Origin of the sequence: Cellulomonas composti, assembly GCF_007990245.1 — a bacterium.
GTDB lineage: Bacteria > Actinomycetota > Actinomycetes > Actinomycetales > Cellulomonadaceae > Cellulomonas > Cellulomonas composti.
This window is the reverse complement of sequence record NZ_BJWG01000002.1, coordinates 250,820-277,625: the sequence shown is the minus strand read 5'-3', so window position 1 is coordinate 277,625 and position 26,806 is coordinate 250,820. Positions and strand designations below refer to the sequence as shown.

The 26,806-nt window shown below is 74.6% G+C and carries 24 protein-coding genes and 1 riboswitch; of the genes, 10 read left to right on the top strand and 14 right to left on the bottom strand.

Translation table 11 applies throughout. The features are described from left to right. The first annotated feature begins 44 nt into the window (after positions 1–44). Positions 45–164: riboswitch (TPP riboswitch) on the top strand. A 72-nt stretch (positions 165–236) separates the two neighbouring features. From CCO02nite_RS03860 to CCO02nite_RS03840, 5 genes are all read left to right on the top strand, one after another. Continuing rightward, the gene (locus CCO02nite_RS03860) at positions 237–1,340 is read left to right on the top strand and encodes a thiamine ABC transporter substrate-binding protein (RefSeq protein WP_146841714.1); all 1,104 of its coding nucleotides are present in this window, start codon (positions 237–239) and stop codon (positions 1,338–1,340) included. Positions 1,341–1,409: 69 nt separating this feature from the next. After that, positions 1,410–3,197 (top strand): ABC transporter permease, encoded by a 1,788-nt coding sequence (locus CCO02nite_RS03855; protein ID WP_146841713.1) that lies wholly within the window; start codon positions 1,410–1,412, stop codon positions 3,195–3,197. Continuing rightward, positions 3,194–4,213, top strand: a complete 1,020-nt coding sequence (locus tag CCO02nite_RS03850; RefSeq protein ID WP_146841712.1) for an ABC transporter ATP-binding protein — start codon at positions 3,194–3,196, stop codon at positions 4,211–4,213. Before CCO02nite_RS03855 ends, CCO02nite_RS03850 begins: the two co-directional genes overlap by 4 nt. Positions 4,214–4,345: 132 nt before the next feature. Beyond that, the gene (locus CCO02nite_RS03845; RefSeq protein ID WP_146841711.1) at positions 4,346–5,131 is read left to right on the top strand and encodes a hypothetical protein; all 786 of its coding nucleotides are present in this window, start codon (positions 4,346–4,348) and stop codon (positions 5,129–5,131) included. 109 nt (positions 5,132–5,240) lie between these two features. Beyond that, positions 5,241–5,960 (top strand): PadR family transcriptional regulator, encoded by a 720-nt coding sequence (locus CCO02nite_RS03840; protein ID WP_222593130.1) that lies wholly within the window; start codon positions 5,241–5,243, stop codon positions 5,958–5,960. Between the two features lie 57 nt (positions 5,961–6,017). Here the strand turns inward: CCO02nite_RS03840 and CCO02nite_RS03835 are convergent, their stop codons facing one another. Beyond that, entirely contained in the window at positions 6,018–7,133 is a 1,116-nt protein-coding gene (locus CCO02nite_RS03835; protein WP_146841710.1) for a GNAT family N-acetyltransferase, read from the bottom strand. Positions 7,134–7,187: 54 nt separating this feature from the next. Between CCO02nite_RS03835 and CCO02nite_RS03830 the strand changes: the two genes are divergently transcribed. Beyond that, positions 7,188–7,808, top strand: a complete 621-nt coding sequence (locus CCO02nite_RS03830; RefSeq protein ID WP_146841709.1) for a YgjV family protein — start codon at positions 7,188–7,190, stop codon at positions 7,806–7,808. A 22-nt stretch (positions 7,809–7,830) separates the two neighbouring features. Here the strand turns inward: CCO02nite_RS03830 and CCO02nite_RS03825 are convergent, their stop codons facing one another. From CCO02nite_RS03825 to CCO02nite_RS03795, 7 genes are read right to left on the bottom strand one after another with little or no spacing between them, the layout of a single operon-like run. After that, complete coding sequence (locus CCO02nite_RS03825; RefSeq protein WP_222593129.1) at positions 7,831–9,780, bottom strand: sensor histidine kinase; 1,950 nt, start codon at positions 9,778–9,780, stop codon at positions 7,831–7,833. Next, on the bottom strand, positions 9,777–10,136 hold the full coding sequence (locus CCO02nite_RS03820; RefSeq protein ID WP_146841708.1) for a response regulator: 360 nt from the start codon (positions 10,134–10,136) through the stop codon (positions 9,777–9,779). The genes CCO02nite_RS03825 and CCO02nite_RS03820 overlap by 4 nt, the downstream gene beginning before the upstream one ends. Position 10,137: 1 nt before the next feature. Continuing rightward, positions 10,138–10,317, bottom strand: coding sequence for a hypothetical protein (locus CCO02nite_RS03815; RefSeq protein ID WP_146841707.1), 180 nt, complete (start codon positions 10,315–10,317; stop codon positions 10,138–10,140). A 5-nt stretch (positions 10,318–10,322) separates the two neighbouring features. Continuing rightward, positions 10,323–11,804: a glycosyltransferase family 2 protein gene (locus CCO02nite_RS03810; protein WP_146841706.1), complete on the bottom strand. Its 1,482-nt coding sequence runs from the start codon at positions 11,802–11,804 to the stop codon at positions 10,323–10,325. Further along, positions 11,801–12,538: a PHP domain-containing protein gene (locus CCO02nite_RS03805; RefSeq protein ID WP_146841705.1), complete on the bottom strand. Its 738-nt coding sequence runs from the start codon at positions 12,536–12,538 to the stop codon at positions 11,801–11,803. The genes CCO02nite_RS03810 and CCO02nite_RS03805 overlap by 4 nt, the downstream gene beginning before the upstream one ends. After that, positions 12,535–13,515 (bottom strand): ATP-grasp domain-containing protein, encoded by a 981-nt coding sequence (locus tag CCO02nite_RS03800; RefSeq protein WP_146841704.1) that lies wholly within the window; start codon positions 13,513–13,515, stop codon positions 12,535–12,537. The genes CCO02nite_RS03805 and CCO02nite_RS03800 overlap by 4 nt, the downstream gene beginning before the upstream one ends. Then, positions 13,512–14,576, bottom strand: a complete 1,065-nt coding sequence (locus CCO02nite_RS03795; protein WP_146841703.1) for a response regulator — start codon at positions 14,574–14,576, stop codon at positions 13,512–13,514. The genes CCO02nite_RS03800 and CCO02nite_RS03795 overlap by 4 nt, the downstream gene beginning before the upstream one ends. A 168-nt stretch (positions 14,577–14,744) precedes the next feature. On the opposite strand from CCO02nite_RS03795, the gene CCO02nite_RS03790 reads away from it, so the two are divergent. Further along, a complete protein-coding gene (locus CCO02nite_RS03790; protein WP_146841702.1) occupies positions 14,745–16,001 on the top strand; it encodes an Nramp family divalent metal transporter in 1,257 nt (418 codons plus the stop codon). Positions 16,002–16,010: 9 nt separating this feature from the next. Here the strand turns inward: CCO02nite_RS03790 and CCO02nite_RS03785 are convergent, their stop codons facing one another. The 3 genes from CCO02nite_RS03785 to CCO02nite_RS03775 are packed head-to-tail and all read right to left on the bottom strand — an operon-like array spanning position 16,011 to position 18,809. After that, positions 16,011–16,934, bottom strand: a complete 924-nt coding sequence (locus tag CCO02nite_RS03785; RefSeq protein WP_146841701.1) for a hypothetical protein — start codon at positions 16,932–16,934, stop codon at positions 16,011–16,013. Between the two features lie 3 nt (positions 16,935–16,937). Beyond that, positions 16,938–17,489 (bottom strand): RNA polymerase sigma factor, encoded by a 552-nt coding sequence (locus CCO02nite_RS03780; protein WP_146841700.1) that lies wholly within the window; start codon positions 17,487–17,489, stop codon positions 16,938–16,940. Positions 17,490–17,546: 57 nt separating this feature from the next. After that, positions 17,547–18,809, bottom strand: coding sequence for an MFS transporter (locus CCO02nite_RS03775; protein WP_146841699.1), 1,263 nt, complete (start codon positions 18,807–18,809; stop codon positions 17,547–17,549). Between the two features lie 203 nt (positions 18,810–19,012). Between CCO02nite_RS03775 and CCO02nite_RS03770 the strand changes: the two genes are divergently transcribed. Beyond that, positions 19,013–19,216, top strand: coding sequence for a chemotaxis protein CheW (locus CCO02nite_RS03770; protein WP_246117323.1), 204 nt, complete (start codon positions 19,013–19,015; stop codon positions 19,214–19,216). Between the two features lie 94 nt (positions 19,217–19,310). Here CCO02nite_RS03770 and CCO02nite_RS03765 read toward each other — a convergent pair whose 3' ends face one another. Further along, positions 19,311–21,233, bottom strand: coding sequence for a M3 family metallopeptidase (locus CCO02nite_RS03765; protein ID WP_146841697.1), 1,923 nt, complete (start codon positions 21,231–21,233; stop codon positions 19,311–19,313). Between the two features lie 90 nt (positions 21,234–21,323). Here CCO02nite_RS03765 and CCO02nite_RS03760 point away from each other — a divergent pair, with 90 nt between their 5' ends. After that, entirely contained in the window at positions 21,324–21,683 is a 360-nt protein-coding gene (locus tag CCO02nite_RS03760) for a sulfurtransferase TusA family protein (protein WP_246117322.1), read from the top strand. 33 nt (positions 21,684–21,716) lie between these two features. Here CCO02nite_RS03760 and CCO02nite_RS03755 read toward each other — a convergent pair whose 3' ends face one another. Then, entirely contained in the window at positions 21,717–24,080 is a 2,364-nt protein-coding gene (locus CCO02nite_RS03755) for an eCIS core domain-containing protein (protein ID WP_146841696.1), read from the bottom strand. 101 nt (positions 24,081–24,181) lie between these two features. Here CCO02nite_RS03755 and CCO02nite_RS03750 point away from each other — a divergent pair, with 101 nt between their 5' ends. Continuing rightward, entirely contained in the window at positions 24,182–25,027 is an 846-nt protein-coding gene (locus CCO02nite_RS03750; RefSeq protein ID WP_146841695.1) for an SDR family NAD(P)-dependent oxidoreductase, read from the top strand. A 60-nt stretch (positions 25,028–25,087) separates the two neighbouring features. On the opposite strand, the gene CCO02nite_RS03745 is transcribed toward CCO02nite_RS03750, so the two are convergent. Then, entirely contained in the window at positions 25,088–26,596 is a 1,509-nt protein-coding gene (locus tag CCO02nite_RS03745) for an SDR family NAD(P)-dependent oxidoreductase (RefSeq protein WP_146841694.1), read from the bottom strand. Between the last annotated feature and the right edge of the window lie 210 nt (positions 26,597–26,806).

The following is a 26,806-nucleotide window of genomic DNA, read 5'->3' as shown; positions in this document are numbered from 1 at the left end:
CGGACCACTGAGCGTTCCCCTGTCGTCGAAGGGCTAGTATCGGCGGCGAACGACAGGGGAGCGTCAGGGCGGGCAACCGCCGGGACGCTGAGAGTGCGGACCAACCGCAGACCCTCGAACCTGATCCGGTTGATACCGGCGTAGGGAGTCGGGCTTCTCATCTCCGTGGTCGTCGTCGCCCACGGGTGCCGGCGCGCACGGCGAACCCCTCCTGCAACCGAGGAGGAGCACCACCCATGGCGAGATCTCTCTCGCGGAGCCGCGCGGCACGCGTCGCGCTCACCAGCACCGTCGCGCTCGCGGCCGGGCTCACGCTCGCCGCGTGCGGGTCCGACGAACCGGCACCGGGCGGCGCCGAGACCGGGGCGAGCGAGGCACCCGCGTCCGGCACCGTCACGATCGTCGCGCACGACTCGTTCTCGCTGGCCGACGGTCAGCTCGACGAGTTCACCGCGCGCACGGGCATCCAGGTCGAGGTCGTGCAGCCGGGGGACGCCGGCACGCTCGTCAACCAGCTCGTCCTGACCAAGGACGCGCCGCTGGGCGACCTCGCGTTCGGGATCGACAACACGTTCGCGAGCCGCGTGGTCGACGAGGGCGTCGTCGTCCCGTACAGCAGCGCGGTCCCCGCCGCCGCGGACGCGGCGCAGCACGCGTTCGGCGACGGGAACGAGCTGACCGCGATCGACTACGGCGACGTGTGCCTCAACGTCGACCACGCGTGGTTCGACGAGCACGGCGTGGCCGAACCGGTCACGCTCGACGACCTGACCGAGCCCGAATACAAGGACCTGCTCGTCGTGCCGAACGCCGTGACGTCGTCGCCCGGGTTCGCGTTCCTGCTCACGACGATCGCCGCGCAGGGCGACGGATGGCAGGACTACTGGTCGGCGCTGAAGGACAACGGGCTCAAGGTCGCCGAGGGCTGGTCGGACGCGTACTTCACCGACTTCTCGGGCGGCGGCGGGGGCGGGCCGCGCCCGATCGTCCTGTCCTACGCGAGCTCGCCGCCGTACACCGTGCCCGAGGGCGGCACGGAGCCGACGACGGGTGCGCTGCTCGACACGTGCTTCCGCCAGGTCGAGTACGCGGGCGTGCTCGCGCACGCGAAGAACCCGCGCGGCGCGCAGGAGCTGCTCGACTTCCTGCTCTCCGACGAGGTCCAGGAGCAGATCCCGACGACCATGTACATGTACCCGGTGAGCACGACGGTGGACCTGCCGGCCGACTGGGCGCAGTGGGCGCCGCTCGCGGAGCAGCCGTACGAGGTGGACCCCGTCGAGGTCGCCGAGAACCGCGCGCAGTGGCTCGAGGACTGGTCCGAGACCGTGATCGGCTGACCGTGATCTCTGACCTGATGGTGACCTCTGACCTGATGGTGACCTCTGACCTGATGGTGAGCCGTTGACATGACGCTCACGACGACCCGGCGCGCACCGACCGCGCCCCCGGAGGGGACCACCGTCCTCGCGCCGGGTCGTCGTCGCGCCCACGGTCGTGGGCTCCGCACGCTGCTGTGGGCGCTCGCGGTCGCCGTGCCGCTCGCGTTCCTCGCGGTGTTCTTCGCGTGGCCCGTGGTGGTCATGCTGGCCAAGGGGTTCGTGGTCGACGGCCGGCTCGACCTGTCGGGCTTCGCCGACGTGTTCGCGCGGCCGCGGACGTGGCGGATCGTCGGGCTCACGCTCGCGCAGGCCGGGCTCGCGACGGCGCTCAGCGTGCTGCTCGGCGTGCCCGGCGCCTACGTGCTGCACCGCCGGTCGTTCCGGGGCCGTGCGGCGGTGCGCGCGCTGGTCACGGTGCCGTTCGTGTTGCCGACGGTCGTGGTCGGCGTGGCGTTCCGGTCGCTGCTGGTCGAGGGCGGGCCGCTCGGGTTCCTGCACCTCGACGGGACGTTCGCGGCGATCGTCGCGGCGCTGGTGTTCTTCAACTACGCGGTGGTGGTGCGCGGCGTCGGCGGGCTGTGGGAACGGCTCGACCCGCGCGCCGAGCAGGCGGCCCGTGCGCTCGGCGCCTCGCCGTGGCGCGCGTTCCGCACGGTCACGCTGCCGGCGCTCGCGCCGGCGATCGCGTCGTCGGCGTCGCTGACCTTCCTGTTCTGCGCGACCGCTTTCGGCACCGTCCTGGTGCTCGGCGGGCTGCAGTTCGGCACGATCGAGACCGAGATCTGGGTCCAGACGACGCAGTTCCTCGACCTGCGGGCGGCCGCGGTGCTCTCGGTCGTCCAGCTCGTCGTCGTCGCGGGTGTGCTCACGGTCGCGGGGCGAGCGCGGACCGGACGCGAACGGGCGCTCGCGCTCGGGGGCGAGCGGCAGGGCGAGCGGCCGCTGACGCTGCGGCGCACGCCGGGAACGGCCCCCGGCGACGGTCACGCGCTGGCGCTGGGTGCCGCGGCCGTCACCGCGGCGGTCGTCGTGCTGCTCGCGGTCCCGCTGGTCAACCTCGTCGTGCGCTCGCTGCGCGTGGGGGACCGTTGGGGTCTGGACCACTACGCGGCCCTGTCCGACGAGCCCGCGGGCGTGACCGTCTCGGTGTGGACGGCGGCGCTCACGTCCTTGCGTGTCGCGGCGCTCGCGACGGGGATCGCGCTCGTCGTCGGCGGGCTCGTCGCGCTCGTGCTGTCCCGGCGGCCGCGCCGCCCGGCGGCCCGCCGCGCGCTGTCGACCATGGACGCCGTCGTGATGCTGCCGCTCGGGGTCTCGGCCGTGACCGTCGGGTTCGGCTTCCTGCTCTCGATGCACGAGCCGTTCGGGCTGCACGTGGACCTGCGCACGTCGCCCCTGCTGGTGCCGATCGCGCAGGCCGTGGTCGCGGTGCCGCTCGTCGTGCGCGGCGTCCTGCCGGTGCTGCGCGCGATCGACCCGCGGCTGCGCGAGGTCGCGGCGACGCTCGGCGCGGGCGAGGGCCGCGTGCTCGGCACGGTCGACTGGCCGCTCGTCGCGCGGCCCGTGGGGCTCGCGATGGGGCTCGCGTTCGCCGCGTCGCTCGGCGAGTTCGGTGCGACGTCGTTCCTCGCCCGCCCGGACGCGCCGACCCTGCCCGTGGTGATCTTCCGCCTGATCGGGCGGCCCGGCCCCGACTCCTACGGCACCGCGCTCGCGGCCTCCGTGGTGCTCGCGATGCTGACCGCGGGTGTGGTGGCGGTGTGCGAGCGGCTGCGGTCGGCGCGCGGCGGCCTCGCGGTCGGGGGCGAGTGGTGAGCGCGCGGGGGCTGGGTGTGGACGGCGTCGTGGTCCGGTATCCCGCGGTCCGACGAGGCGCGCCCGCGGCGACCGCGGTCGCCGGCGTCGACCTGCGCGTCGCCCCGGGCGAGGTGCTCGCGCTGCTCGGGCCGTCGGGCTGCGGCAAGTCGTCGCTGCTGCGGGCGGTCGCCGGGCTCGAGCCGCTCGCCGCCGGAGCCGTGACCTGGGACGGCGTGTCGGTCGCGGGCGTGCCCGTGCACCGCCGGGGGTTCGGGCTGCTGTTCCAGGACGGTCAGCTGTTCCCGCACCGGGACGTCGCCGGCAACGTGGCGTACGGCCTGGCGGGTCGCCCCCGCGGCGAGGTCGCCGGACGCGTCGAGGACCTGCTCGCCGTCGTCGGGCTCGGCGGGTACGGCGCACGTGCGGTCGCGACCCTCTCCGGCGGCGAGCGTCAGCGCGTCGCCCTCGCCCGGGCGCTCGCGCCCGCGCCGCGGCTCCTGCTGCTCGACGAGCCGCTGTCCGCGCTCGACCGCAGCCTGCGCGAGCGGCTCGCGCTCGACGTGCGGGCCGCGCTGCTCGCGACCGGGACGACCGCGCTGTTCGTCACGCACGACCAGGACGAGGCGTTCGCGGTGGCCGATCGCGTCGCGGTGATGGCCGCCGGCCGCCTGCTGCAGGTCGACGCACCGGCCGACCTGTGGCGCGCGCCGGCCTCGCGCCAGGTCGCGGCGTTCCTCGGCTACGAGGCGTTCGTGCCGCTCGCCGCCGCACCGGACCCGCTGCGCCGGTTCGCGGGCGAGTCCGGGACCCTCGCGCTGGCGCCCGGCGCCTTCGTCGTCGCACCGGAGGGTGCGGGCGAGCTCGTCGGGACCGTTCGCGCGGTCCTGACGCGGCGCGGCCGGCCCGCGCTGCTCGTCGACGTGCCTGGCGTCGGCCCGGTCACCGCGCTCGGCGCCCCGGCCGACGGCGCCCGGGAGGGTTCGACGATCGCGCTCGCGACCGACCCGTCGGCCACGGCGACCGTCCCGGCCTGACGCATCGCCCCGACGCCTCTTGCCCCGGTACGGCTGTCGCGCGGGTGTGCGTCTGCGCGAACAGGGCTAGCGTCAGAAGAGAACCGCCGGGGGCCGGCGCCCTCGGTCGACGACGACTCGGAGGTGAGCGCGATGTCCCTCGACCGTCGCGAGATCGTGTCGCTCGACGTAGCCGTGCCGATGGCCACCGTGTGGGAGCACCTGCGTGACACTGAGCTCGCGCGGCGGTGGTTCGCCTGGGACGGCCCGGGGTACGACGAGGAGCTGCACCGGTTCCTCGTCGAGCTGCCGACCGAGCACCGGGACGTCGTGGGCGATGCGACGACGCACGCGCTGTCCTGGCCGAACCACGACGAGCTCGTCCTGCGGGCCGCGGCGCACGAGCCCGGGCACACGCACCTGACCGTCACGCGGCGCAGCCACGAGGGTCTGCTCGACGTGTACGACGGCGTGCGCGACGTGCACGACGAGGACTGGCTCACGTCCGTGCACCAGCTCAAGTTCGCGCTCGAGGTCCACCCCGGCGTGGACCGGCGCACGCTGGCCGTGCAGGGGCTCGACGCGGGCGACCGACGCAACCGGCTGCTCGACCGCGCCGGGCTGCACGGCGTGCGCGGCATCCCCGTGGGCGGGAACGTCGAGGTGCACCGCCCGGACGGGTCGACGCTCGGCGGCACGCTCGTCTACCGCACCGTCTTCCAGTTCGGGCTGCACCTGCACGGGCTCACGGAGTCGCTGCTGGTGGTGCGGGAGACGCCCGCTGCCGCGAGCCCGCCGCACGGCCAGGTCGCGGCCGTGATCTCGACGTTCGGGCTCACGGACGAGCAGTGGGACGAGGTCGAGCGGCGCTGGGAGGGGTGGTGGCCGCACCGCGGCGCGGTCCTCGGAGCGGGGGTCCCGGCGGGGGTCGTCGGCTAGCGGCGTCACGGTCGCGCGCCACCCGGGGTTGTCAAACGACATATCAGCGATATATCGTTCCGGTGTCGACCTGATCGGGTCGACGTGACGATCCCGAGGGAGAACCCCCATGCGACACCCCCATGAGATGCCGGGCGGCCACGAGCCGTCCGACGACCCGCAGCACGAGCCGTTCCACGAGCGGCACCACCACGGCGGCCGCGGACGCGGGTACGCCGCGGCCGACGCCACGGAGGCCTGGGACACGATGCGCCGGTCGCACCGCGGCCCCGGCGGCCCGTCCGGCCGCGGCTTCGGCCCCCAGTTCGGCCCGCCGTTCGGGCCGGGCAGTCACCACGGCCGCGGCCGGCGTGCGGGCCGCGGCGACACCCGCGCCGCGATCCTGCTGCTGCTCGCCGACGGCCCGCGCCACGGCTACCAGCTCATCCAGGACATCGAGCAGCGCACCGAGGGGCGCTGGCGCCCCAGCCCGGGCGCCATCTACCCCGCGCTCGCGATGCTCGAGGACGAGGGGCTCGTCGACCTGCGGGTCGAGGCGGGCCGCAAGCAGGCGCGCCTCACCGAGGCCGGCGCGGCGTACGTCGCCGAGCGCTCCGCCGAGCTGGGCGACCCCTGGCAGGCGGCGAGCGAGCGGCCCGAGCACCCCGGCCGGGCCATGCACGAGGCCGTGAGCACGCTCGCGATGGCCGCCGAGCAGGTGGCCCGGACCGGGTCGCCGACGCAGGTGCAGCGCGCCGCCGCGGTGCTCGAGCAGGCTCGTCGGGACCTCTACCGCCTGCTCGCCGAGCCCGCCGAGGGCCCGACGGACGCTCCGGCGGACGGGACCTGAGCCCGCCGGGTCCCGGGCGGGTCGACCGTCCGGGACCGCGTCCACGTGCCGCTCGGGCTACGGCGCCGGCTCGGCCACCTTGAGCTGCCAGGAACCGCAGCACCCGGCAGGGCGGAAGCCCAGCGCGACGTTGATCGCGAGCATGTGGTCGTTCTCCTCGGCGTTCCAGGTGCTCACGCGGCGCACGTCCGGCAGGTCGGCGGCGAGCCGCTGCAGGTTGACCGCCTTGACGAGCATGCCGAGCCGGTGGCCGCGGTGCGGCGGCAGGACGAACGTGTCGCCCTGGTAGACGAAGTCCCAGGTCACCGAGGGGATCTCGAACTCCGAGTACGCGACGAGCTCGCCCGACTCCTCGTGCAGCGCCGCGGTGACCATGATCTGCATGCCGCGGGCGACGAGCTGGTCGTCGTGGTCGCGCACCCGCGCCGCGTCCCACTGGTCCTCCTCGTACACGAGGCCGGCCAGCGGCACGCCCGCGCTCATCCGCGTGCGCAGCAGCGCCATCGCGTCCTGCCAGAGCGCAGGAGTCGGACCGGTCCAGGAGATCGTGCGATACCCGGCGCCGGCCACCGCCGCGGCGTCCGCCCGCTGCCGCGCCAGCCGGTCCGCGTCGACGGGCAGCTCGAGCCGCGAGTGCCGCTCGACCTGCTCGAGGCGCCAGCCGCGGCTGCGCGCGAACCGCACACCCGCGTCGTCGGCGGGGACCCGCCCTGACCCGGTCGGCGCGACGAGCGCGTCCGGCCCGGCGGGCGCCTCCGAGGCGTGCTCCGTCTCCGTCCAGAAGACCGTGCGGTCGTCCTCGAGCGCGATCGCGAACAGCGCGTCGTAGAGCGCGGTGCCGATGCCCCGACCGCGCGCCGCGGGAAGCACGCCGACCTGCAGGTAGGCCCACGAGGTGTTCTCCCGCTGCGGCAGGTTGAGCACGCCCCAGCCGAGGACCTGGTCGGGGCGGGGCTCGTCGTCCGCGTCGTCGGCGAGCGCGACGAACCGGGGCCGGAGCTCGTACGGCGTCGGCCGCATCGCGCCGAGGACCTCGTCCGGCTCGCGCCGGAAGTCGTCGACCACCCAGGTGTCCCTGGTGACCGCGTTCATCGCCGTGACGTAGCCGCGCAGGAGGGCGGCCGCCGGCTCCGTCGCCGTGGCCGTGACCGGAACCTGCCGGACGATGGTCATGCCGACCAGGCTGCGCCTCCCGCGCGGCCGACGGCAACTGAATAGCCTCGGGGGATGAACTGGTTCGAGGTCTTCGGCTGGATCGGCTCGGTGCTGGTCATCGTCTCGCTGATGGTGGCGAAGGTGATGCGGTTCCGGGTGCTCAACCTCACCGGGGCGGCGATCGCGACCGTCTACAACGCCGCGATCGGGGTGTGGCCCTTCGCGGTGATGAACTTCGCGATCTCGATCATCGACGTGGTCTGGATCGTGCGGCTGCTGCGTGAGCGCGGTGACGAGGAGACCTACGAGATGGTGCCGGTGGCGACCGACGACGCCTACCTCGCCCGGGTGCTGCACGTGCACGCCGCGGACATCGCCAAGCACGCGCCGCAGTACCCCGGCCCGGCCTCGGGCACCGCCGCCTTCCTCGTCGTGCGGGGGGACGAGACCATCGGCGTGGTGCAGGTGCACGACGAGGGTGCGGGCGTCGGGCGGGTGCAGCTCGACTACGTCACGCCGCGGTTCCGCGACTTCCGGCCGGGTCAGTTCGTCTACGGGCGCAGCGGGGTGTTCCGTGCGCTGGGGCTGCGCCGCCTGGTCGTCGAGCCGGAGCCGACGAGCCGCGACTACCTGCGCCGCGTCGGGTTCCAGCCGTCCGACGAGGGTGCGTGGGTGCGCGAGGTCGCCGCCTGATCCGCGCGCGCGGTCGGCCGGGTCAGGCCGGGGGCGGCAGGGCGATCGTGAACGCCGTGCCCTCGCCGACCGTGCTCGTGATCTGCAGCTCGCCGCCGTGCGCGTCGACCACCGCCTTCGCGATCGACAGCCCGAGCCCGATCCCCGGGATCGCGCGGCGCGTCGCGGTCGTCGCGCGGAAGAACCGGGTCGCGAGGCGGTCGAGCTCGTCGGGCGGGATCCCGATGCCGGTGTCGACCACGGAGATGCGGACCGCGCCCTCGTCGGCCCGGCGGTCCGGCCCGACGACGACGCGCACCGAGCCGCCGTGCGGTGTGAACTTCACGGCGTTCGAGACGAGGTTGTCGACGGCCTGCGCGAGCCGCAGCGGATCCGCGTCGACGGGCGACGGCACGCTCTCGCAGAGCAGCGTCACGCCGGCGGCCTCGGCGGCCGGCAGCGCGGCGGTGACCGACGCCCGGGCGACGTCGGCGGCGTCGATCCGCTGCGGCGCGACCGCGAACGTCCCGGCGTCCACCTGCGCCGTGAGCAGCAGGTCGCCGACGAGCTTGAGCTGGCGGCGCGCGTTGCGCTCGATGACCGTGAGGTACTCGCGCTGCTCGTCGGACAGGTCGTCCGTGCCGTCGGTGAGCAGCTCGAGGTAGCCGAGCACCGACGTCAGCGGCGTGCGCAGCTCGTGGCTGACGAGGCTGAGGAACTGGTCCTTGAGCCGCGCGGCCTCGCGCTCGGCCGTGACGTCGCTCGCGACCACCACGTAGCCGATCGTCGCGCCGTCCACGTCGAGCCGCCGCGTGACGGCCAGCCGGACGGTGACCTCGCTGCCGTCGTGGCGCACGTACGTCCAGTCGCGCGACTCCGACCGGCCCGCCAGCGCGGGCCCGACGAGCGCCTCGAGCGGTAGCCGCGGGTCGTCGTCGAGCGCGGTCGCGCCGAACAGCTCCTCCCACCGCTGCTCGAGCTCACCGGGCCGGTGGAAGTCCACGAGCGACGCCCGCCCGACGACCTGCGCGGCCGAGTACTCGAGCAGCCGCTCCGCGCCGCGGTTGAACACCTCGACCATGCCCGCCGCGTCCGTCGCGATGATCGCCTGCTCGGTCGCGGAGTCGATCACCGAGACGAGCTGGTCGCGGGACGTGCGGCGCAGCTCCGCGACGCGTGCGAGCTCGGCCGCGTCCGCCTGCACCTGCGCGAGCAGGCGTGCCTCGCTCGCGCGCAGCGCGTTGGTCGCGGCGGTGCGGGCCCGCAGCCGGTCGGTCGTCCGGTGCACCGCGACCCCGACCACGGCAGCGACCAGCGCGACGAACGCCGCGCGCCACGTGACCGCGGAGGTCAGCGTGAGCTCGCTGTCGATCAGTGCCGGCACCGTGATCGTCGCCGCGACGCCGAGCGCCCCGATGACGACCCCGCGCACGCCGGGTCGTGCCGCGAGCGTGATCACCGGCAGGAAGACGAGCGACGTGTACATCGACTGCGTGCCGCCGGTCGCCGCCCGCAGCGACGCGACCGCGACGATCTGGAGCACGGGCAGCACGTCCTGCGTCCAGTCGGGCTGCCGGTCCCACGCCACGAACCGTGCGAGCAGCACCTGCAGCACGACGAGCAGGACGGCCAACCACACCCCGACCGTCCCCGAGACGTGCGAGAACGGCAGCGCCAGCGTCAGGCACGCGACCACGAACAACCCGTCGAACGGCAGGTGCTGGATCATCACGCGCGGGTGGGCGCCGAGCGCCCACGACCAGCGCGCGAGGGTCCGTTGGTCCATGCCGACCAGGTCGTCGGTCTCGTCGTCGGCCTGATCGTCGGCTAGCTCCGTGGGCCGGTCGGGAAGATCGGGCGGGTCGGGCCGATGGTCGGGCAGGGCCGCGGACCGCGGCGGGCCGGGTGCGGTCGCCCCGGCCGGCGGTCCGTCCGCGTCGTCGTCGGGACGCGTGCGACCCGTGCGACGCTCGACGGGGGGCCGCTCGCTCATGCGCGCGCCGCCCCGTCCGGTTCGGATCCGGCCTCACGGAGCGCGCGCTGCACGGCCTCGCCCGTGAACGGCTTGGGCAGGCGGGCGTCCGCGGCCGGGTAGTCGTGCTCGTCGAGCACGGACGCGACGACGATGCGCAAGCCCGGCCGGAGCCGACGCAGGTGCTCGACGAGCTCCCACCCGCCCATCCCCGGCAGCCGCAGGTCGACGAACGCGATCTGGACATCGAGCAGCGACGCGTCGGCGAGCACCTGCTCGGCGCTCGTCGCGAACGTGACCTCGCAGCCCGCGCGGCGCAGGTGCGTCCCGAGGAGGGCGGCCTCGTCGGGCTCGTCGTCGACGACCAGCGCGCGCACGTCAGGCCCCCAGCCAGCGCAGCGCGGCCACCGCGGCCGCCGCCGCACCCGCGACGGCCGCGACGAGCACGAGCCGGCGCTCCGCCCGGGCGTCGGCGCGGATCTCGGCCTCGAGCTCGACCGGGTCGAGCGGGTCGACCGCGGCGCCCACGTGGCGACCGTGCCGCCCGTCGTCGTCCATGCCGTTCAACCCATCACCCGGCCCGTCTTCTCGGTCTTGTCCCACACCGCCGCCGCGCCGCGCGCCTGACGCCAGTACGCGTCGAGCGTGATCGCGCACAGCACCGGCCCGAACCCGACGAGGTAGAGCAGCGGCCGCGACGCCCAGCGCAGGCCGCGCGTCGTCTCGGCCCATCGCACGACCCACGCGAGCGCCATCGCGAGCAGCGACCACGAGTACAGCAGGAGCGTCCACACCGTCAGCCCGTCCGGCGTGAGCCGCAGGTCGAACAGACCGGGGAGCCACTCCTCCCACAGCCCGGGCCGCCATGCGGCCGACATCACGACGAGCGCGCCGACGCCCGGGAACAGCAACCCCTCGCGCCACGACCGGCGCGCGGAGGCGCGGTCGAGCAGGAGCGTCGTGACGGTGATGAACACGTACGCGACGAGGGCGAGCCACCACAGCCCGCGGAACACCCGCTGCGCCGCCTGCCCGTCGAGCAGGTAGAGCCCGTCGAGCGCGAGCGCCGCGAGCGCCATGAACACCGGCAGCCCGAACACCGAGAACCAGACCACGCCGAAGTCGAGCCGGCCGAGCGGGCTGCGCCACGGCCGGAACCACACCCGCCGGAACCGGCCCGTGATCTGCACGTTCCCGCGCGCCCAGCGGACCCGCTGCTTCCACAGCGCGGCGACCGAGTCGGGCTCCTCCGCGAGCACCACCGCGGCGCCGTCGAACACGACGCGGCGCCCGTCGAGCTGCGTGAGGAACGTCGTGAACGTGTCCTCCGCGAGCGTCGAGGTGTCGACCTGCCCGCCGATCGCCTCGAGGTTGGCGCGCGAGTGCAGCTGCGCGCCGCCCGCGAGGCACGCCATCGCGCCCATGACGTTCTGCGCGCGGCGGGCCGCGGCCTGCGCCGTGACGTACTCGTACCCGATGAACCTCGAGACCGCGCCCGGGTGGACGCTGCCCTCGCGGATGAAGGCGGTCACCGCGCCGACCCGGTCGTCGGCGAGGTGCCGGGTCATCTTGCGCAGCGCGTCCGGCGCGTAGATGACGTCCGCGTCCATGATGAGCAGCGCCTGCATCCAGTCGTCGGCCAGCGCGTGCGCGATGCCGTGGTTGAGGGTGTGCGCCTTGCCCTGGCCGCCGCGGTCACGGCGCAGGTGCACGATCCGGCCCGGGTGCCGCGCCGCCCGGGCCCTCACCACGTCGGGGGTGTCGTCCGTGCTCGCGTCGTCGACCACGAGGACGCGCAGCCGCTCCGGCGGGTACTCGAGCCCCATCAGCCGGTCGAGCGACGCCCCGATCACCGCGCCCTCGTTCCACGCCGGCACCACGACCACCACGTTGGGCAGGTACGGGCGCGCGCGCGCCAGGTGGTTGCGCCATGCGTGCACCGGCACGAGCAGGAACTGGTAGAGCCCCGCGACCACCGGAAGGATCGCGATCCCGACGAGCACGACGAGCACGGTGACCAGGACGTCGCGCGTGGCGTGACTCATCCCGCCCCCGCGAGCCGCCGGTACACGCCCACGTCCGCCGCCACGTGGGCGTCGGTCGACGCGACGAGCCCGACGCCGGCCGCGTCGAGGCGCGCCACGACCCGCGGCCCCGGACAGCCCCACTTCTCGTTGACCTCGACGGGCGTGCCCGTGGCGAGGGCGGTCGCCGCGAGCTCGTCGAGCAGGTCGTCGGGCACGTCGTCCTCGCCCAGGCCGATCTTCGGCAGGATCGAGAACGGATGCGCGAGCTGAGCCCGGCCGGCCCGCCGCATCGCCGCGATCGTGCCCGTGACCAGCAGCTCGATCACGTCCGCGGGCCGCAGCCCGCCCGCCAGGCGCGCCGCGGTCTCGCGCGGGCTCCACGGCCCGTCGGGCCCGGGGAGCTGGTGGTCCGCGAGCAGCACGCGGTCCACGCCGGTGGTCGTGCCGAGCGCGGCGAGCACGTCCGCGGGGGCGTCGATCCGGCCGGTCGCGTCGAGGATCTTCGCCTCGACCCCGGTCAGGACCGTGAGCCCGTCGACGCCGGGCAGCGCCCGCACGGCCGCGACGAGCTCGGGCACGTACGTCGTCGTCGTGCGGACGTGGTCGACCATGCGCACCACGCGCAGGCCCGCTCGTCGGGCGGCCTCGAGGTTCTCCCGCGGGGTGCTCACCGCGTCGTCGGAGAACGTCGAGTGCACGTGGTGGTCGCCGTCGAGCCGGAGCAGGGGATACGGCGGAGTCGGCGGAGTCATGGTGCGGGGAGGATCTCGCCGACGGGCAGGAAGACGTCCTCGAGGTAGCGGACGTTCGCGACCTCCTGGAAGTCGAGGTGCGCGGGCAGCCGGCGGCCGAGCATCGCGTCGAGCACGAGCGAGGGCATGTCGACGCCCGCCGCGATGGTCAACGGCATCGCGCCCGGGAAGCGGGGGTTGACCTCGAGCAGCGCGGGCCGGCCGTCGGCGTCGCGCTTGAGCTGCACGTTCGCGACCGTCGTCAGGCCGACCGCCGCCGCGACGGCCGACGCCGTCGCCACGAGCTCGTCGTCGCGCACGGTCGTCCCGGCGACCGCGACGCCCGAGTCGACGCGCAGCCGCGCGCGCGGCACGGCCGCGACGACGTGCCCGTCGAGGTCCGCGAGCACGTCGACCGAGAACTCGTCGCCCGGCAGCAGCTCCTGGACCAGCAGGTCCTCCTCGGCGTGCACCGCGTCGAGCTCGGCCTGCGAGCCGACCGTCCGCACGCCGCGCGAGCCGGCGCCGCGGCGCGGCTTGACGATCACCGGGAAGTCCCAGCCGCTGACGGCCTGCGGCGTGCCGACCAGCTCGGTGCGCGGCACCCGGACCGTACGCGCGCACGCGCGGGCGAGCGCGAGCTTGTCGAGGCACGTCTCGAGCGTCGCGAGCGCGGGGGAGGCGAGCGCGACCCCGTCGGCAGCGAGGTCGTCGCGCACGGCCGCGAGGCGCGGCAGCTCGACGTCGACCGTTGGGAACAGCACGTCGACGCGTTCGCGCCGGCACAGGTCCCGGACCTGCCCGACGAAGTCGTCGGCGCGTCCCGCGGGCACCAGGAACCGCCGGTCGGGTCCGACGAGGTAGAGCGCGGAGGCCCACCGGTCCATGTCCGCCGCCAGCACCTCGACGTCGCCCTGACGCTCGGCCCGCCGCAGCAGCGACCGGATCACGGCGACCCCGGCCGGGCCGCCCGCGCCCGTGACCAGCACCCTCGTCACGTCGACGCCTCCTCACCGGTCTGCATGCGCGCCGCCGGCAGCCGCGCGGCGAGCAACGCACCCGCGCGCACGATCTCCAGCGGCTCGGCGTACCGGCCGCTCGAGCCGAACCGCGACCAGTACCGCGCCGTCGCGCGCACCAGGTCCGGCTCGAGGTAGTCACGGTGGGCCTGGGACGCGAACGCGGCGAGCATCGCGAGCTTGACCTCGACGAACCCGTCGACGGGCACGAACCGCGTCGGCGCGAACTCCACGGTGCTCGACGGGCTCTGGTAGCACGCGAACGACGCCACGCGGCGTGCGGCCACGTCGGCGGCCTGGTGCACCGCGCGGTGGTCCTGGTGCCGGTCGCGGGCCGAGTGCGTGTAGACGACCGTCGCGCCGACCTCGGCGATCGTCTCCTCGATCGTCGTGATGAGGCCGCCGGCGGGGTCGAGCCGTGTGTCCGCGAAGTCGTGCAGGTACAGGCGTGCGCCGATCACCGCGGCCGACGTCAGCGCCTCGTGCCGGCGGGCCTGCGCGTCGCCGCCGACGGCCCCGCCGGACAGCGTGAGGATCACCACCTGGTCGCCCGCCGCCGCGTGCGCGGCGAGCGTCGCGCCCACGCCGATCTCGACGTCGTCGGGGTGCGCGCCGATCGCGAGCACCGTCTCGGTGGGCGCGATCGCCGCGCGGCGGGCCCGCCCCTGCGCGGCGAGCGCCGTGACCTTCTCCAGCAGCGTCGCGGCCGAGACGGGCTTGACCAGGAAGTCGTCGGCGTCCCGGCGCAGTGCCTCGACCGCGTAGTCGACGCTCGCGAACGCCGTCATGACCGCGACCGGGACCCCGAGCGCGCGGGTGCGCAGCTCGCCGAGGAGGTCCAGACCCGACATGCCCGGCAGCTGCACGTCGGTCAGGACGACGTCGAACGTCGTGCGGTCGATCTCGGCCAGTGCCGACATCGGCTCGTGCGCGACCGTGACGGCCATGCCGCCGCGCCGCTCGAGGACGGTCCGGACGAAGGCGGCGGTGTCGGGGTCGTCCTCCACCACCAGCACGCGGACCTGCTCGTCGTCACCCACCCGGCCTCCACGCCGTCCGTCCCGTGGCCTGCGGGTCACCCCGGACGGCCCGCATGTCTCCTGGTGCCACGGTATAGGCCTGGCCGCGCCGCGCCCGGTGAGCCGTCACCGACCCGCCTGGTGGCGCTAGAGTTCGGTCGTCCGAACTTTTCAGGGGAGGTGAGACGAATGCCTCCGGCTCCGCCGACGACGACGCCTGCGGCCACCCGCGGGATCCGGGCCGCCGCGCGCGCGCCGCTGCTGCTCGGGCCGGCGTTCGTCGCGGCGATCGCCTACGTCGACCCCGGGAACGTGGCCGCCAACCTCACCGCCGGCGCGCGCTACGGCTACCTGCTGCTGTGGGTGCTCGTCGTCGCGAACTCCATCGCGGTGCTCGTCCAGTACCAGTCGGCCAAGCTCGGTCTGGTCACCGGCGCGTCCCTGCCCGAGCTCCTGGGCGCCCGGCTGCGCCGCGGCCCGCGGCTCGCGTTCTGGGCGCAGGCCGAGCTGGTCGCGGCGGCCACCGACATCGCCGAGGTCGTCGGCGGCGCGATCGCGCTCCACCTGCTGTTCGGCCTGCCCCTGGCGGTCGGCGGGGTGATCGTCGGCGTCGTCTCGCTCGGGCTGCTCGCGACGCAGAACCGGTTCGGGCAGCGCCGGTTCGAGTCGGTCGTCGTGGCCCTGCTCGCCGTCATCACCGTCGGTTTCCTCGCGGGCCTCGTCGTGAGCCCGCCCGACGCGCGCGGTGTGCTCTCGGGGCTCGTCCCGCGCTTCGACGGCTCCGACTCCGTGCTGCTCGCCGTGAGCATGCTCGGCGCGACCGTGATGCCGCACGCGATCTACGTGCACTCCGCGCTGGCGCGGGACCGGCACGGGTTCGCGGCCCCCGGCGCCGAGCGCGTGCGGCTGCTGCGCTCGACGCGCTGGGACGTCGGGATCGCGCTCGTCGTGGCCGGCCTGGTCAACATCGGCCTGCTGCTGCTCGCGGCCTCGGCGCTGCGGGGCGTGCCCGGCACCGACACCATCGAGGGCGCGCACGCCGCGATCGAGACGACGCTCGGGCCCGTGGTCGCCGGGGCGTTCGCGGTGGGCCTGCTGGCCTCCGGCCTGGCCTCCACGTCGGTCGGCGCCTACGCGGGCGCGACGATCATGGGCGGGCTGCTGCACCGGCAGATCCCGTTGCTCGTGCGCCGCGTCGTCACGATCATCCCGGCGGTGCTGCTGCTCGGGCTGGGCGCCGACCCCACCTGGACGCTCGTCGTCAGCCAGGTGGTGCTGAGCTTCGGGATCCCGTTCGCCGCGATCCCGCTCGTGCGGCTGACCCGCGACCGCGCGCTCATGGGCGGGTCGCGCACCGGCACCCGGCTGCACGCCGTGCTCGTCGGGGTCGTCGTCCTCGTCGTCGTGCTCAACGCGACGCTGCTGGTGCTCCTCGTCGCGGCCTGACGCGCGAGGTCACGCGCCCGCGTCGGCGATCTGCCAGACCAGCTGCGCGTACTCGTCCGCGTCGAGGTCCGCCGTCGGGAGACGGGTGCCGTCGGCGCCGATCGGCGTGAGCCCGGCGGGCACGTCCTGCGTCGGCCACCACGCCGCCCACAGGCCGTTGGCGACGGTCGCCTGGATCACCGTGCCGTCGGACAGCGTGAGCTCGACGCCCGTGACGCCCTCGCCGACGCGGCCGGTCGCGATGCCGAGCGCCGGGTCGCCGCCGATGCCGACGATGTCGCCGGACGCGAACGTCGCCTCGCCCGCCGACGGGAAGGACCTGTCGCCCCCGATGCCGATCGCGCCCTCGCCCGGCAGGTCGCCGCTCGGGTTGGAGAAGCTCGAGCCGGTCGGCCCGACCACCGACGCCAGCCGGAAGTCCGGCCCGATCACGCAGGACTGGAACCCGCCGCCGGGCGAGGTCAGCACCACGAGGCTCGTGCTCCCGCGGCGGTCGCCGACCTTCGCGACGGCGTCGCGCAGGCTGCGGCTCGCGACGTCCTGCGGGTCCTCGTCCTGCGGGTTCGAGACCTCGACCTCGTCGGGGATCGCGATGCACTCGGCGCCGAGCGCCTCGAGGTCGCCCACCGCCGACGGGACGGTGCTCCAGCCCGCGAACGCGACCGGGTCGGACGGGTTGGGGACCAGCACCGCGACCGCCGCGACCGCGGCCGCGGCGGCGGTCATGGCGGCGACGCGCCGGGGAGTGACCCGGCGGGGGCGCAGCGGGAGGACGCCCGCGTCGGCGGCGTCGTCGCGACCTTCGTCGGGACCGTCGGCGGCGGCCTGCGCGGTCTGCGCGACCTGCGCGAGGACGAGGATGCGGGCGGCCTCGAGGCCGTCGGGGTCGAGCGGCGCCTGGGGGCGCAGGTCGTCGAGCGTGAGCGGGCGCATGGGTCAGCCTTCCTGGGGTGCGAGAGCCAGACGACCGTCCCGGGGGGCGGCGTCGGCGGGACGGCCCACGTCCAGGTGCTTGCGTGCCCTGTGCAGGCGCACCTTGAACGCGGTGACGGAGCAGCCGGCGACCTGCGCGGCCTGGGCGGGCGCGAGCCCGTCCCACGCCACGAGCAGGAGCGCCTCCCGCTCCGCCGCGGTGAGCGTCGCGAGCGCCCGCAGGAGCGCGTCGCGCTCCTCGACGACACCGTCGGCCGCCGGGCCCGGCGCCGCGACGTCCCGCAGGCGCGCCAGCTCGTCGGAGACGAGGCGCGCACGGTGCTGGGAGCGGCGATGGTTGGCCACGGTGTTGCGGGCGACGACGAGCAGCCAGGGCAGCGGCTCACCGGGGACGACGGAGAGCCGTCGCCACGCGACCAGGAAGGTCTCGGCGACGATCTCCTGGGCGTCGTCGCGGCCGACGTGGCGCGACGCGTACGCCTGGATGCGGGGCGCGTACCGCTCCCACATCGCGGCGAAGCGCTGCGCGTCCCCGTCGCCCTGCTCGATGCCCATACCTGGAAGTGTCCGGCCACGCCCCCGGGTTACGTCGGGCGGCGCCCCGGGTGGGCGTCACTGGTCGGCGGGTGTCGCGTCGAGAGGCTGTTCGCGCTCGTCGGCGTGCGCGACGTGGCGCAGCTGGTGCCAGATGAGCACGACGAACAACGCCGACCCGACGAACGCGAACCAGAACGGGGCGGTGACGCCGTGGTGCTGGGCGAGCGCCCCGCCGATCCCCGCGCCGATCACCAGACCGCCGTAGACGCCGACCAGGTTGACCGACCCGACCCGCCCCTGCAACGCGGTCGGCACGGCGCGCTGGCGGACGGTGATGCTCGTCGTGCCCCAGACGAACGCGTGCGCGCCGAAGACGAAGAAGACCGCCATCGCGACCCAGGGCGTGCTCGTCAGCGCGAGGGCCAGGTGCGTGAGCGTCTCGATGATCAGTCCGACGCGCAGGAGGTTCGCGAGCGAGATCCGCGCCGTCAGCCAGCCGTAGGCGGCGGTGCCGACCAGCCCGCCGAGCGCCTGCACGGTGGTGATCAGGCCGAACCCGATCGCGCCGAGGCCGAGGTGGTCGCGCGCGTACAGGACGAGCACGGACCACGCGGCGCCGAACGTCACGTTGAAGATGAAGATCGTCAGCACGAGGGTGCGGACCGCCGCGTGGTGCCACACCCACCGCACGCCCTCGGCGATGTCGGCGCGCACGTGCGAGCGCTCGTGCCGCTCGACGCCGTGCGGGGGCAGCCGCAGCCGCGAGATCATCACCGCGCCCGCGGCGACGAGGAGCGCGTCGGCGGCGAACGGGACCGCCTGGCCGGCGGCGAACAGCGCGGCGCCGATCGGCGGCCCGACGAGCTGGTTCACCGTGATGAAACCGGCCTGGATGCGGGAGTTGGCGAGTGCGAGGTCGTCGCGCGCGACGAGCATGGGGACGAGCGTCTGGGACGCGTTGTCTGCGAAGGTCTCCGCCGTGCCCAGCAGCACCATCGCGACGAGCACGAGCGCGATGCTCGCGGCGTCGAACAGCACCGCGGCGGCGAGCAGCGCGAGGACGACGGTGCGCAGCGTGTCGACCGCGATGACGAGCCGTCGCCGGTCGACGCGGTCGGTGACCGCGCCCGCCCACAGCCCGAACACGAGCGGCGGCAGCCACTGGAGCAGCGCTGCGAGCGCGACGAGGAAGGCGTCGTCGGTGCGCGAGGCGACGAGCAGCGGACCCGCGGCCAGCACGATCCCGTCGCCGAGGTTCGACGACCACGACGAGCCGAGCACCCACCGGAACCCGGTGCCGAGGCGCGCAGGCACGAGCTTCTCGACGATCCGGGGCACCGCACGAGGATATGAGCCGCCGCCGGCGGGCCCGTCGGTCGGCCCCCGGGCCCGCCGCGCACAGGGATCACCTACCGCCCGAGAGGACGGGCGCGCGTGGGCCGAAAGGCCCGCCCGCCGACCGTCCAGATCGTGAGACGATGGGCAGGCCGGTGACCCCGGCCGCACTCTCCAGCACCCACAAGGAGCCCGACGTGTCTGCCGTGACCTCTTCCGCTGCCCCCGCCCTTCCCGTCCGCGTGCGTGTTCGTCACGCCGTCGAGACCGTCCGCTGGGCCCCCGCCCCGCGCTGGGAGGGCTCGTTCGCCGACCGGATGCGCTTCGTCGCGTACCTCGGCGGCAGCATGGTCGCGTGGACGCTCGCGGGCGTCGGTGCCGCTGCGATCTTCGGCGCCATCCTGCGCTGACCCCATCTCCTGACCTGCCGCGAGGTGGCGTGCGGGTCAGGATCTGCGGGGGTGGGTGGCAGGTCCACCCGCCCCCGCGCCTCCGGGGCCCGCCTCAGGCCCGCTGCGCGAGCCAGGCCTCGAACGCGTCGAACTCGCGCGGCCGGCCGAGGAAGCGCTCGACGAGGTCAGCGGCGTCCGCCGTGCCCCCGGGCGCGAGGATCTCCTCGCGGTAGCGCCGGCCGACGGCGGTGCTCATCAGGTCGTCGCCGAACGCGGTGCGCAGGTCCTTGGCGATCACCAGGCTCCAGAGGTACGTGTAGTACGCCGAGCCGTAGCCGTCGAGGTGCCCGAAGCCCGTCACCTGGTGCGTGTCGGGCAGCGGCGCGTACGGACCGAACCGCTCGTCGACCGATGCCGTGTAGGCGTCGAGGTCGGCAGGCGGCGTCGCGTGCAGGCCGTAGGACAGCGCCGTGAAGTTGAGCTGGCGCCGCGTCCAGGCGCCCCGCCCGAACGCGTCCGCGCGGCGCATCCGCTCGACGAGGGCCGCCGGGATCGGGTTGCCCTGCGCGTCGGACGCGAACGTGCTCAGCACACCCGCGTCCCACGCCCACTCCTCCAGCAGCTGCGACGGCGCCTCGACGAAGTCCCACTCGGTCGCCACGCCACCGAAGGCGACCCAGCGCTGGTGCCCGCCGACGATCTCGTGCACCAGGTGCCCGAACTCGTGGAAGAACGTGCAGACGTCGTCGTGCTCCATCGTGCCCGTGGGGAAGTTGCAGACGAGCACGCCCTCGGGCAGTCGCAGACCCGCGACGCCGGGCACGAGCGAGAACTGCGCCGCGTGGTTGAACTTGCCGGCACGCGGGTGCATGTCGAGGTAGAACCGGCCGAGCGCCGAGCCGTCGGCGGCGTCCGTGACGTCGTACGCCTCGACCTCGGGGTGCCACGACGGCACGTCCACGGCCGTGAACTCGAGTCCGAGCAGCCGCCCGATCGTCGACATCACGCCGTCGCGCACCGCGGGGTAGCGGAAGTAGCCGCGCACCTCCTGCGCGTCCACGTCGTACTGCTCGCGCCGCACGACCTGGTCGTAGTAGAGGCTGTCGGCGGCTGTGACCGCGGTCGCGCCCGGGTCGTCCTGCCGGTAGCGCGCGAGCAGCACCGCGACGTCACGCTCCGCCGGCTGCGCCGTGAGCTCGTCCAGCCGGTCGACGAAGTCGGCGATCGCCGTGCCGGAGCCGATCATCTTGACCTCGGCGTCGTACGTCGGCCAGTCCGGGTAGCCGAGCAGGCCGGCGCGTTCGGCGCGCAGCCGCAGCAGTTCGGCGAGCACCGGCCCGTTCTGCGGCCAGCCGATCCGCAGGTACTCGCTCGTCAGGTCGCGCCGCACGCCCGCGTCCGTCGCGTACGTGCGCACCGGGATCAGGTCGGGGTACTCCGTCGTGAGCACGACGAGACCGTCGTCGCCCGGTGCGTGCTCGGCGCGGAAGTCCTCGGGCAGCCCGGCCAGCTGTTCCGGACGCACCCGGATGCTCCGGGACCCCTCGCGGATGTTGCGGGAGAACTCCAGCCCGAGCTCGGTGCAGCGCTGCGCGAGGGTGCGCAGCCGCTCACGCTCGTCGGCCGAGCGGTCGACGCCCGCGCGGCGGAAGTCGCGCAGCAGGTGGTCGTGGAGTCGCTGCGCGGCCGGGTCGAGTCCGACCGGGTCGACCGCCGCGACGACTTCCCACAGCTCGCGGTCCAGCCCACGCTCGGTCGCGAGGTCCTCGGCGGCCTGGGCGCCGGCCTCGGCCGCGCTGCGCACGTCGGGATCGGGGTGCACCTCGCTCATCAGGTGCCCGGCGGCGGACGCCTGCGCGAGCGCCGCGTCGGCGTCGTTCCACAGGTCGAGGACCTGCTCGGCGGTCCGGTCGGTGCCGTCGACGAGGGTGGCCAGCATGGTGCGCGCGGCCGCCAGCGAGGCGTCCACCGTCTGCGCGAGGAACTGTGGCCAGCCGGCCGCGTCGGCCGGGAGCTCGAGAGGGCTGCGAGTCATGCGGCCGACGGTACACACGCACGGCCCCCGGGTGCTGCCAGTCGGCCCCCGGCCCGCATCTCGGCGGGTCGATCGTGCGAAGATCGCGCCATGTCCTCGAGCGCCATGTCCTCGAGCTCTACGCACTCGAGCGCTGCGCCCTCGAGTTCTACGCCCTCGAGTGCGGTCGTCACGATCGACGGCGGCGACCTGGGCTGCGCGCGGTTGCTGATCCTGCTGCGTCGCCGCGTCGCCGAGCTCGACGACGGCACGGTCGTCCACCTCTCGACGCGTGACCCGGTCGCCCCGATCGACCTGCCGGTGTGGTGCGACATGACGGGCCACGACTACCTCGGCGTCGTCGCGGCGGACCCGCCCACGTACGCCGTGCGCGTCACGTCGACCCCGACTCCCACCGACGACCGCCGCCCCTGGCACCGCATCGAGCCTGAGCGGGATCCGGGAGCGTGAGCCCGACCGGTCCGTGGGTCCGGACCGGCGTGGCTACTTCTTCTCGGAGCCCGACGACGACGGCCTGGGGCCCAGGGGACCAGGAGACGCAGCGGCAGGGATGGGCCTGGCGGCGGGGTCCTTGGCCGCGGGCAACCGGGCGAGCGACCCGCCGGCCGTCGGCGCCTTCTCGGTCGCCGACCGCGGGGTCGGCCCAGCGCCCCGCCCCACGGCACGCTTCTCGTCGGGCTTCTTGTCGGGCTTCTCGTCGAACTCGTCGTCCGACTCCTCCTTGAGCGGTCCGAAGCTGGTGGTGATCTCCTCGACGATCCGCCGCCGATCGGTCTCGGAGAATTCGCCTGGCCAGTTGCGGTCGGAGAGGGCGGCCAGCGCCTCGTGCGGCGGGAGACCCGCCAGCCAGGCGGCAGACCCACCCGCCCCCGGATGGCGCACGTCGACGAACGCCTGGTGGAAGTGCCCCGGTTGGATCTGCTCCCGCTTGGCGGCCCGCTTCCACCCCTCGGGGTGGCCGTACGCGTCGCCGAGTTCGCCGACCTGCTCGGGTGTCGGCTTGACGTCGAGCGAGAGCACCGGGATGCCGGCGTGCGCGATGGCGTCGAGCCCGCCGCTGCGCATCCCGATCGCGCGGGCCCGAGGGAAGCGGTCGGCGACCCGCGCGATCAACCCGTACTCGACGTTGCGGGCCGGCAGCTTCGGGCCGAGCGGGGCCGGCGGCGCGGCGGCGGGCGTCGGTCCACGTGCAGCACGCACCGCACGTCCGGGAGGCTTGGCGAGCGTGGAGCCGGGGATCGACGACGCCGCGGCCGGTGCCGGCTTCGGGCTGGCCGCGGCATCGGCGGCGGCCACCACGGCGGCCACCTGCTTGTAGTACTCGATGAGGTGCGGATGCCGCGCCGGGTCGAAGGCGGTGCCCTTCGGGAACTCGCACCCGGCGAGCGCGGCGGCGCTGACCTCGCCGACGGGGATGGGCCGGTAGCCGGCATCCCGGGCTGCGTCCCAGAGCTGGGTGAAGCCGGCCGTGCCGGTGTCGAGCTCGGGGTGCGAGGGCTGACGTGCGGTGAAGGCGCCGTGCCCGGAGACGCGGAAGTTGATGAGTGCGATCGGGTCGTTCCTGCCGAGCTGGTCGAAGTGGAACGTCTTGTCGAGCACGTCGTCGTAGAGCTTCGTGTAGACCTTCTCCGTGCCCCCGGTCGCCGCCTTCCTGAGCTCGGCCGAGATCTCGTCGGGCCTCGCGCGCGCCTCGCGCTGCATCACTGCGGTCGCGCTCGTCGTCTTCCAGAGGTTCATGCTCCACGGTGGGGGCACACCGCGTCCGACGATGACGAACGGCACCCAGGGCAGCCCGCGGTAGTAGTCGACGATCTGCGCGGCGTCACCGAGCTGGCCCAGGTCGTCGACGACGAGGATCACCCGGATCCGCTCGTCGAGCATCGCGGCGGCGCGGACGTCGTGCATGTCGCCGCGCTCCTGCGGGTGCTGGCGGATCACCTGGAACGTGGTCGCACCGTCCCGCTCGGACTCGGGGACGCTGAGCCGGGCGGGCGGGACCCACGCGGTGAGCGCATCCTCCGGGCCGGTGAACGGACCGACGTGCACGAGGGCACCGGTGCGCGCCACCGCGTCGGTGAACGCCGTCGTGGCCTTGGTGAACGTCTCGACGAGCTCGCGCTTGTTGCTGAACCGGTACGTCACGTGCCTGGACTCGATCATCCACTTCGCGATCGCGATCTGCACGGCCGGGAGCCTCGAGCCTTGGCCGGTGCCGAGCGCCGCGTGGTACCAGGCCTGGTCCTCACGTCTTGTGCCGTCGTACTTCCCCATCTCGATGTACCGCCGCAGCGGGGCGGTGCCCGGCTGCTGGTCGGGCTGCAGCGTGTGCGCGAGCTCGTGCGCGAGCACCCGCTCGCCCGCCGGGTCGCCCGGGTCGACGCCGTGACCGAGGAAGACGTCCTGCCCGGACGTGAAGGCCGTCGCCGACATGCCGGCGCTCAGTCGCGCGGCCTCGTCGTCGGCGTGCAGCCGGACGCGCCCGAGGCTCGTGCCGAACGCGCGCTCCATCCGCCGTCGCACGTCGCCGTCGAGCTCCTGGCCGCCGGCGCGCAGCTCCTCGATCCGGTCGCCGGTCGCCCGGTCGAGCTCGCCGCCCGCTCGACCGAGCCGTCCGACGACGAGCGACGTCGAGCGGCGTGCCGGGCGTCGTCCGGAGGCCCGTGGCAGGCGCTCGAGGCGGGCGAGGGCCCGGCCGGCGCGAGCGTCGGCGTCCGCCTCGAGCGGGTCGCCGACGGCGCCGACCGACAGCGGCGCCGGGAGATGGACCGCGTGCGCGGCGCCGGGTGACGGCGCGTGCGGCTGGACGGCTGCTGCCGTCGTCGTGGTGCCCGCGTGCTCGGGACCCATGTCCGTGCCGTTCCAGCCGCCCCCGGAGCCGGCGGATTCGTCGGCCTTGTCCAGTCTTCCGCCGGCGGTGCGCTCCGGTCAACGGGTGGCAGGGTGTCGTCATGGCCTCTCGCACGATCGTCCTGACCGGTGCGAGCGACGGTGTCGGCGCCGCCGCGGCGCGCCTCCTGGCCGCGCACGGGTCACGTGTCGTGCTCGTCGGACGCAGCCCGACGAAGACGCGCGCGCTCGGCGCGGAGCTCGGTGCACCGAGCCACGTCGCCGACTTCGCGGATCTCGCGCAGGTGCGCGCGCTGGCGGCCGAGCTTCTCGCGGCGTACCCGCGCATCGACGTCCTGGCGAACAACGCGGGCGCGATCATGGCCGCGCGACGCGTGACGGCCGACGGTTTCGAGGCGACGTTCCAGGTCAACCATCTCGCGCCGTTCCTGCTCACGGCGCTGCTGACCGATCGGCTGGTCGAGAGCGGCGCGAGCCTGGTGCAGACGTCGAGCGTCGCGGCCCGCCGGTACGGCCGCCTCGATCTCGACGACCTGCAGCTCGAGCGCGACTACTCGCCGAACAGGGCCTACGGCGACGCGAAGCTCGCGAACGTCCTGTTCACCACGGAGCTGCAGCGCCGGCTCGGCCCGCGCGGGGTGAACGCTGTCGCGTTCCATCCCGGCATGATCGCGACGTCGTTCGCCGCCGGATCGACGAGCTGGTTCCGGCTCGTGTACCGCACGCCGCTCGCGCGGCTGGTGCTGGAGCCGGCCGAGCGGGGTGGCGAGCGCCTGGTGCGGCTCGCCGAGGGAACCCCTGGTGTGACGTGGGTCCCCGGCGCGTACTACGAGGGTGACGCCGTCGCCTCGGCCGGTCCGCAGGCGCGCGACGACGACCTCGCGCGGGAGCTCTGGGACCGCAGCGCCGCCCTGCTAGGCCTCCAGCGAGGGGCCCGGTCCGAGTAAGTGGTGACGACGACGGCGCCGTCACCCCAGCAGTCCGGGCTCGGCTGCGCGCGAACCGCGTCACCAGGCGGCGCGGGTGTAGTCCTTGAGGAAGCAGCCGTAGAGGTCCTCGCCGGCCTCGCCGCGCACGATCGGGTCGTAGACGCGCGCGGCACCGTCGACCAGGTCCAGGGGTGCGTGGAAGCCCTCCTCGGCGAGCCGCACCTTGGTGGGGTGGGGTCGCTCGTCGGTGATCCACCCGGTGTCCACGGCCGTCATCAGGATGCCGTCCGCGAGCATCTCGGCCGCGCTGGTGCGCGTCAGCATGTTGAGCGCTGCCTTGCTCATGTTCGTGTGCGGGTGCCCGGGGCCCTTGTACCCCCGTGAGAACACGCCCTCCATCGCGGAGACGTTGACGACGTACGTTCGCCGTGCCGGCGACGCGGCGAGCGCCGGCCGCAGGCGGCTCACGAGGATGAACGGCGCGGTCTGGTTGCAGAGCTGGACCTCGAGCAGCTCCATCGGGTCGACCTGCTCGACGGTCGCGACCCAGCTGTTCGTCTCCGCCACGTCCGGGATCAGCCCGCCGGCGTCGATCGACGTGCCCGCCACGAGCCGTTCCAGGCCGGCCGCCTGAGCGGTCAAGGACTGCTCGACGAGCTCGTCGGCGGCGCGGGCCGCACGCTCGATCGCGAGCGCGGGGCTCGTCAGGTCGCTCACGGAACCCGCCAGTGCGCGCGGGTGGGCGTCGCTGGTGTGCCCGAAGGTCGTGATCATGCGGGCGGCATCTGCCGGCAGCGGGCTCTGCTCGGCGTCGGCGAGCCGGGTGTACGCCCCGGGCGAGCGGCGCACGGTCTGCGCGGCGTTGTTGATGAGGACGTCGAGCGGACCCTGCGCCGCGACGTGGTCCGCGAGCGCGACGACCTGCGACGGGTCGCGCAGGTCGATCCCGACGACGTGCAGCCGGTGCAGCCAGTCCTTCGCGTCGTCCATCGCGCTGAAGCGGCGGACGGCGTCGCGCGGGAAGCGGGTGGTGATCGTCAGGTCGGCACCGTCGCGCAGCAGCCGCAGCGCGATGTACATGCCGATCTTGGCCCGCCCCCCGGTGAGCAACGCCCGGCGTCCGGTGAGGTCCGTGCGTGCGTCGCGCTTGGCGTGGTGCAGCCTCGCGCAGGCCGGGCAGAGCTGGTGGTAGAAGGCGTCGACGACGGTGTAGTCCTGCTTGCACACGTAGCACGGGCGTGCGCGCAGGAGCGTCCCCGCGACGGCTCCGGGCGCCGCCGAGGTCAGCGGCAGGCCGTTCGTCTCGTCGTCGATGCGCCCCGGGCTCCCGGTGGCGGTGGCGGCGATGACGGCGGCGTCTGCCGCGGCGAGCACGCGGCGCTTCTCGCCGCGCCGGTGCTTCTTGGCCGCCTTGAACAACGCCGACGAGGCACGGCGCGCCGCCGTGTGCTGCGCGTGCGTCTGGGGCAGGACGGCGACCTGGTCCATCACCCGCAGGAACGTCGCGAAGTCGGTGGGGTCGACGCCGAGCCGCTCGGAGGTCGCGTCGCCGAGGTCGTCAAGCGGCGTGGTCGTGTGCGCGCTCATGCGCCGTCCGTCCTGCAAGGGGAAGGCCGTCGCGGTCTCGCGGGCCCGGGCAATCGTACGGGCCCGGCCGAGGCGAGCTCAGGCGACCGCGTGCTGCGCCACGGTGCGCAGGGTCGTCGGCGAGCTCCGAGGACACGCTGCGATTCCGTCGCGAAGCTGTCGCCGTCGCGAAGCTGTCGTCGACGCGATCGTCGCGCGACCCCGCGGACG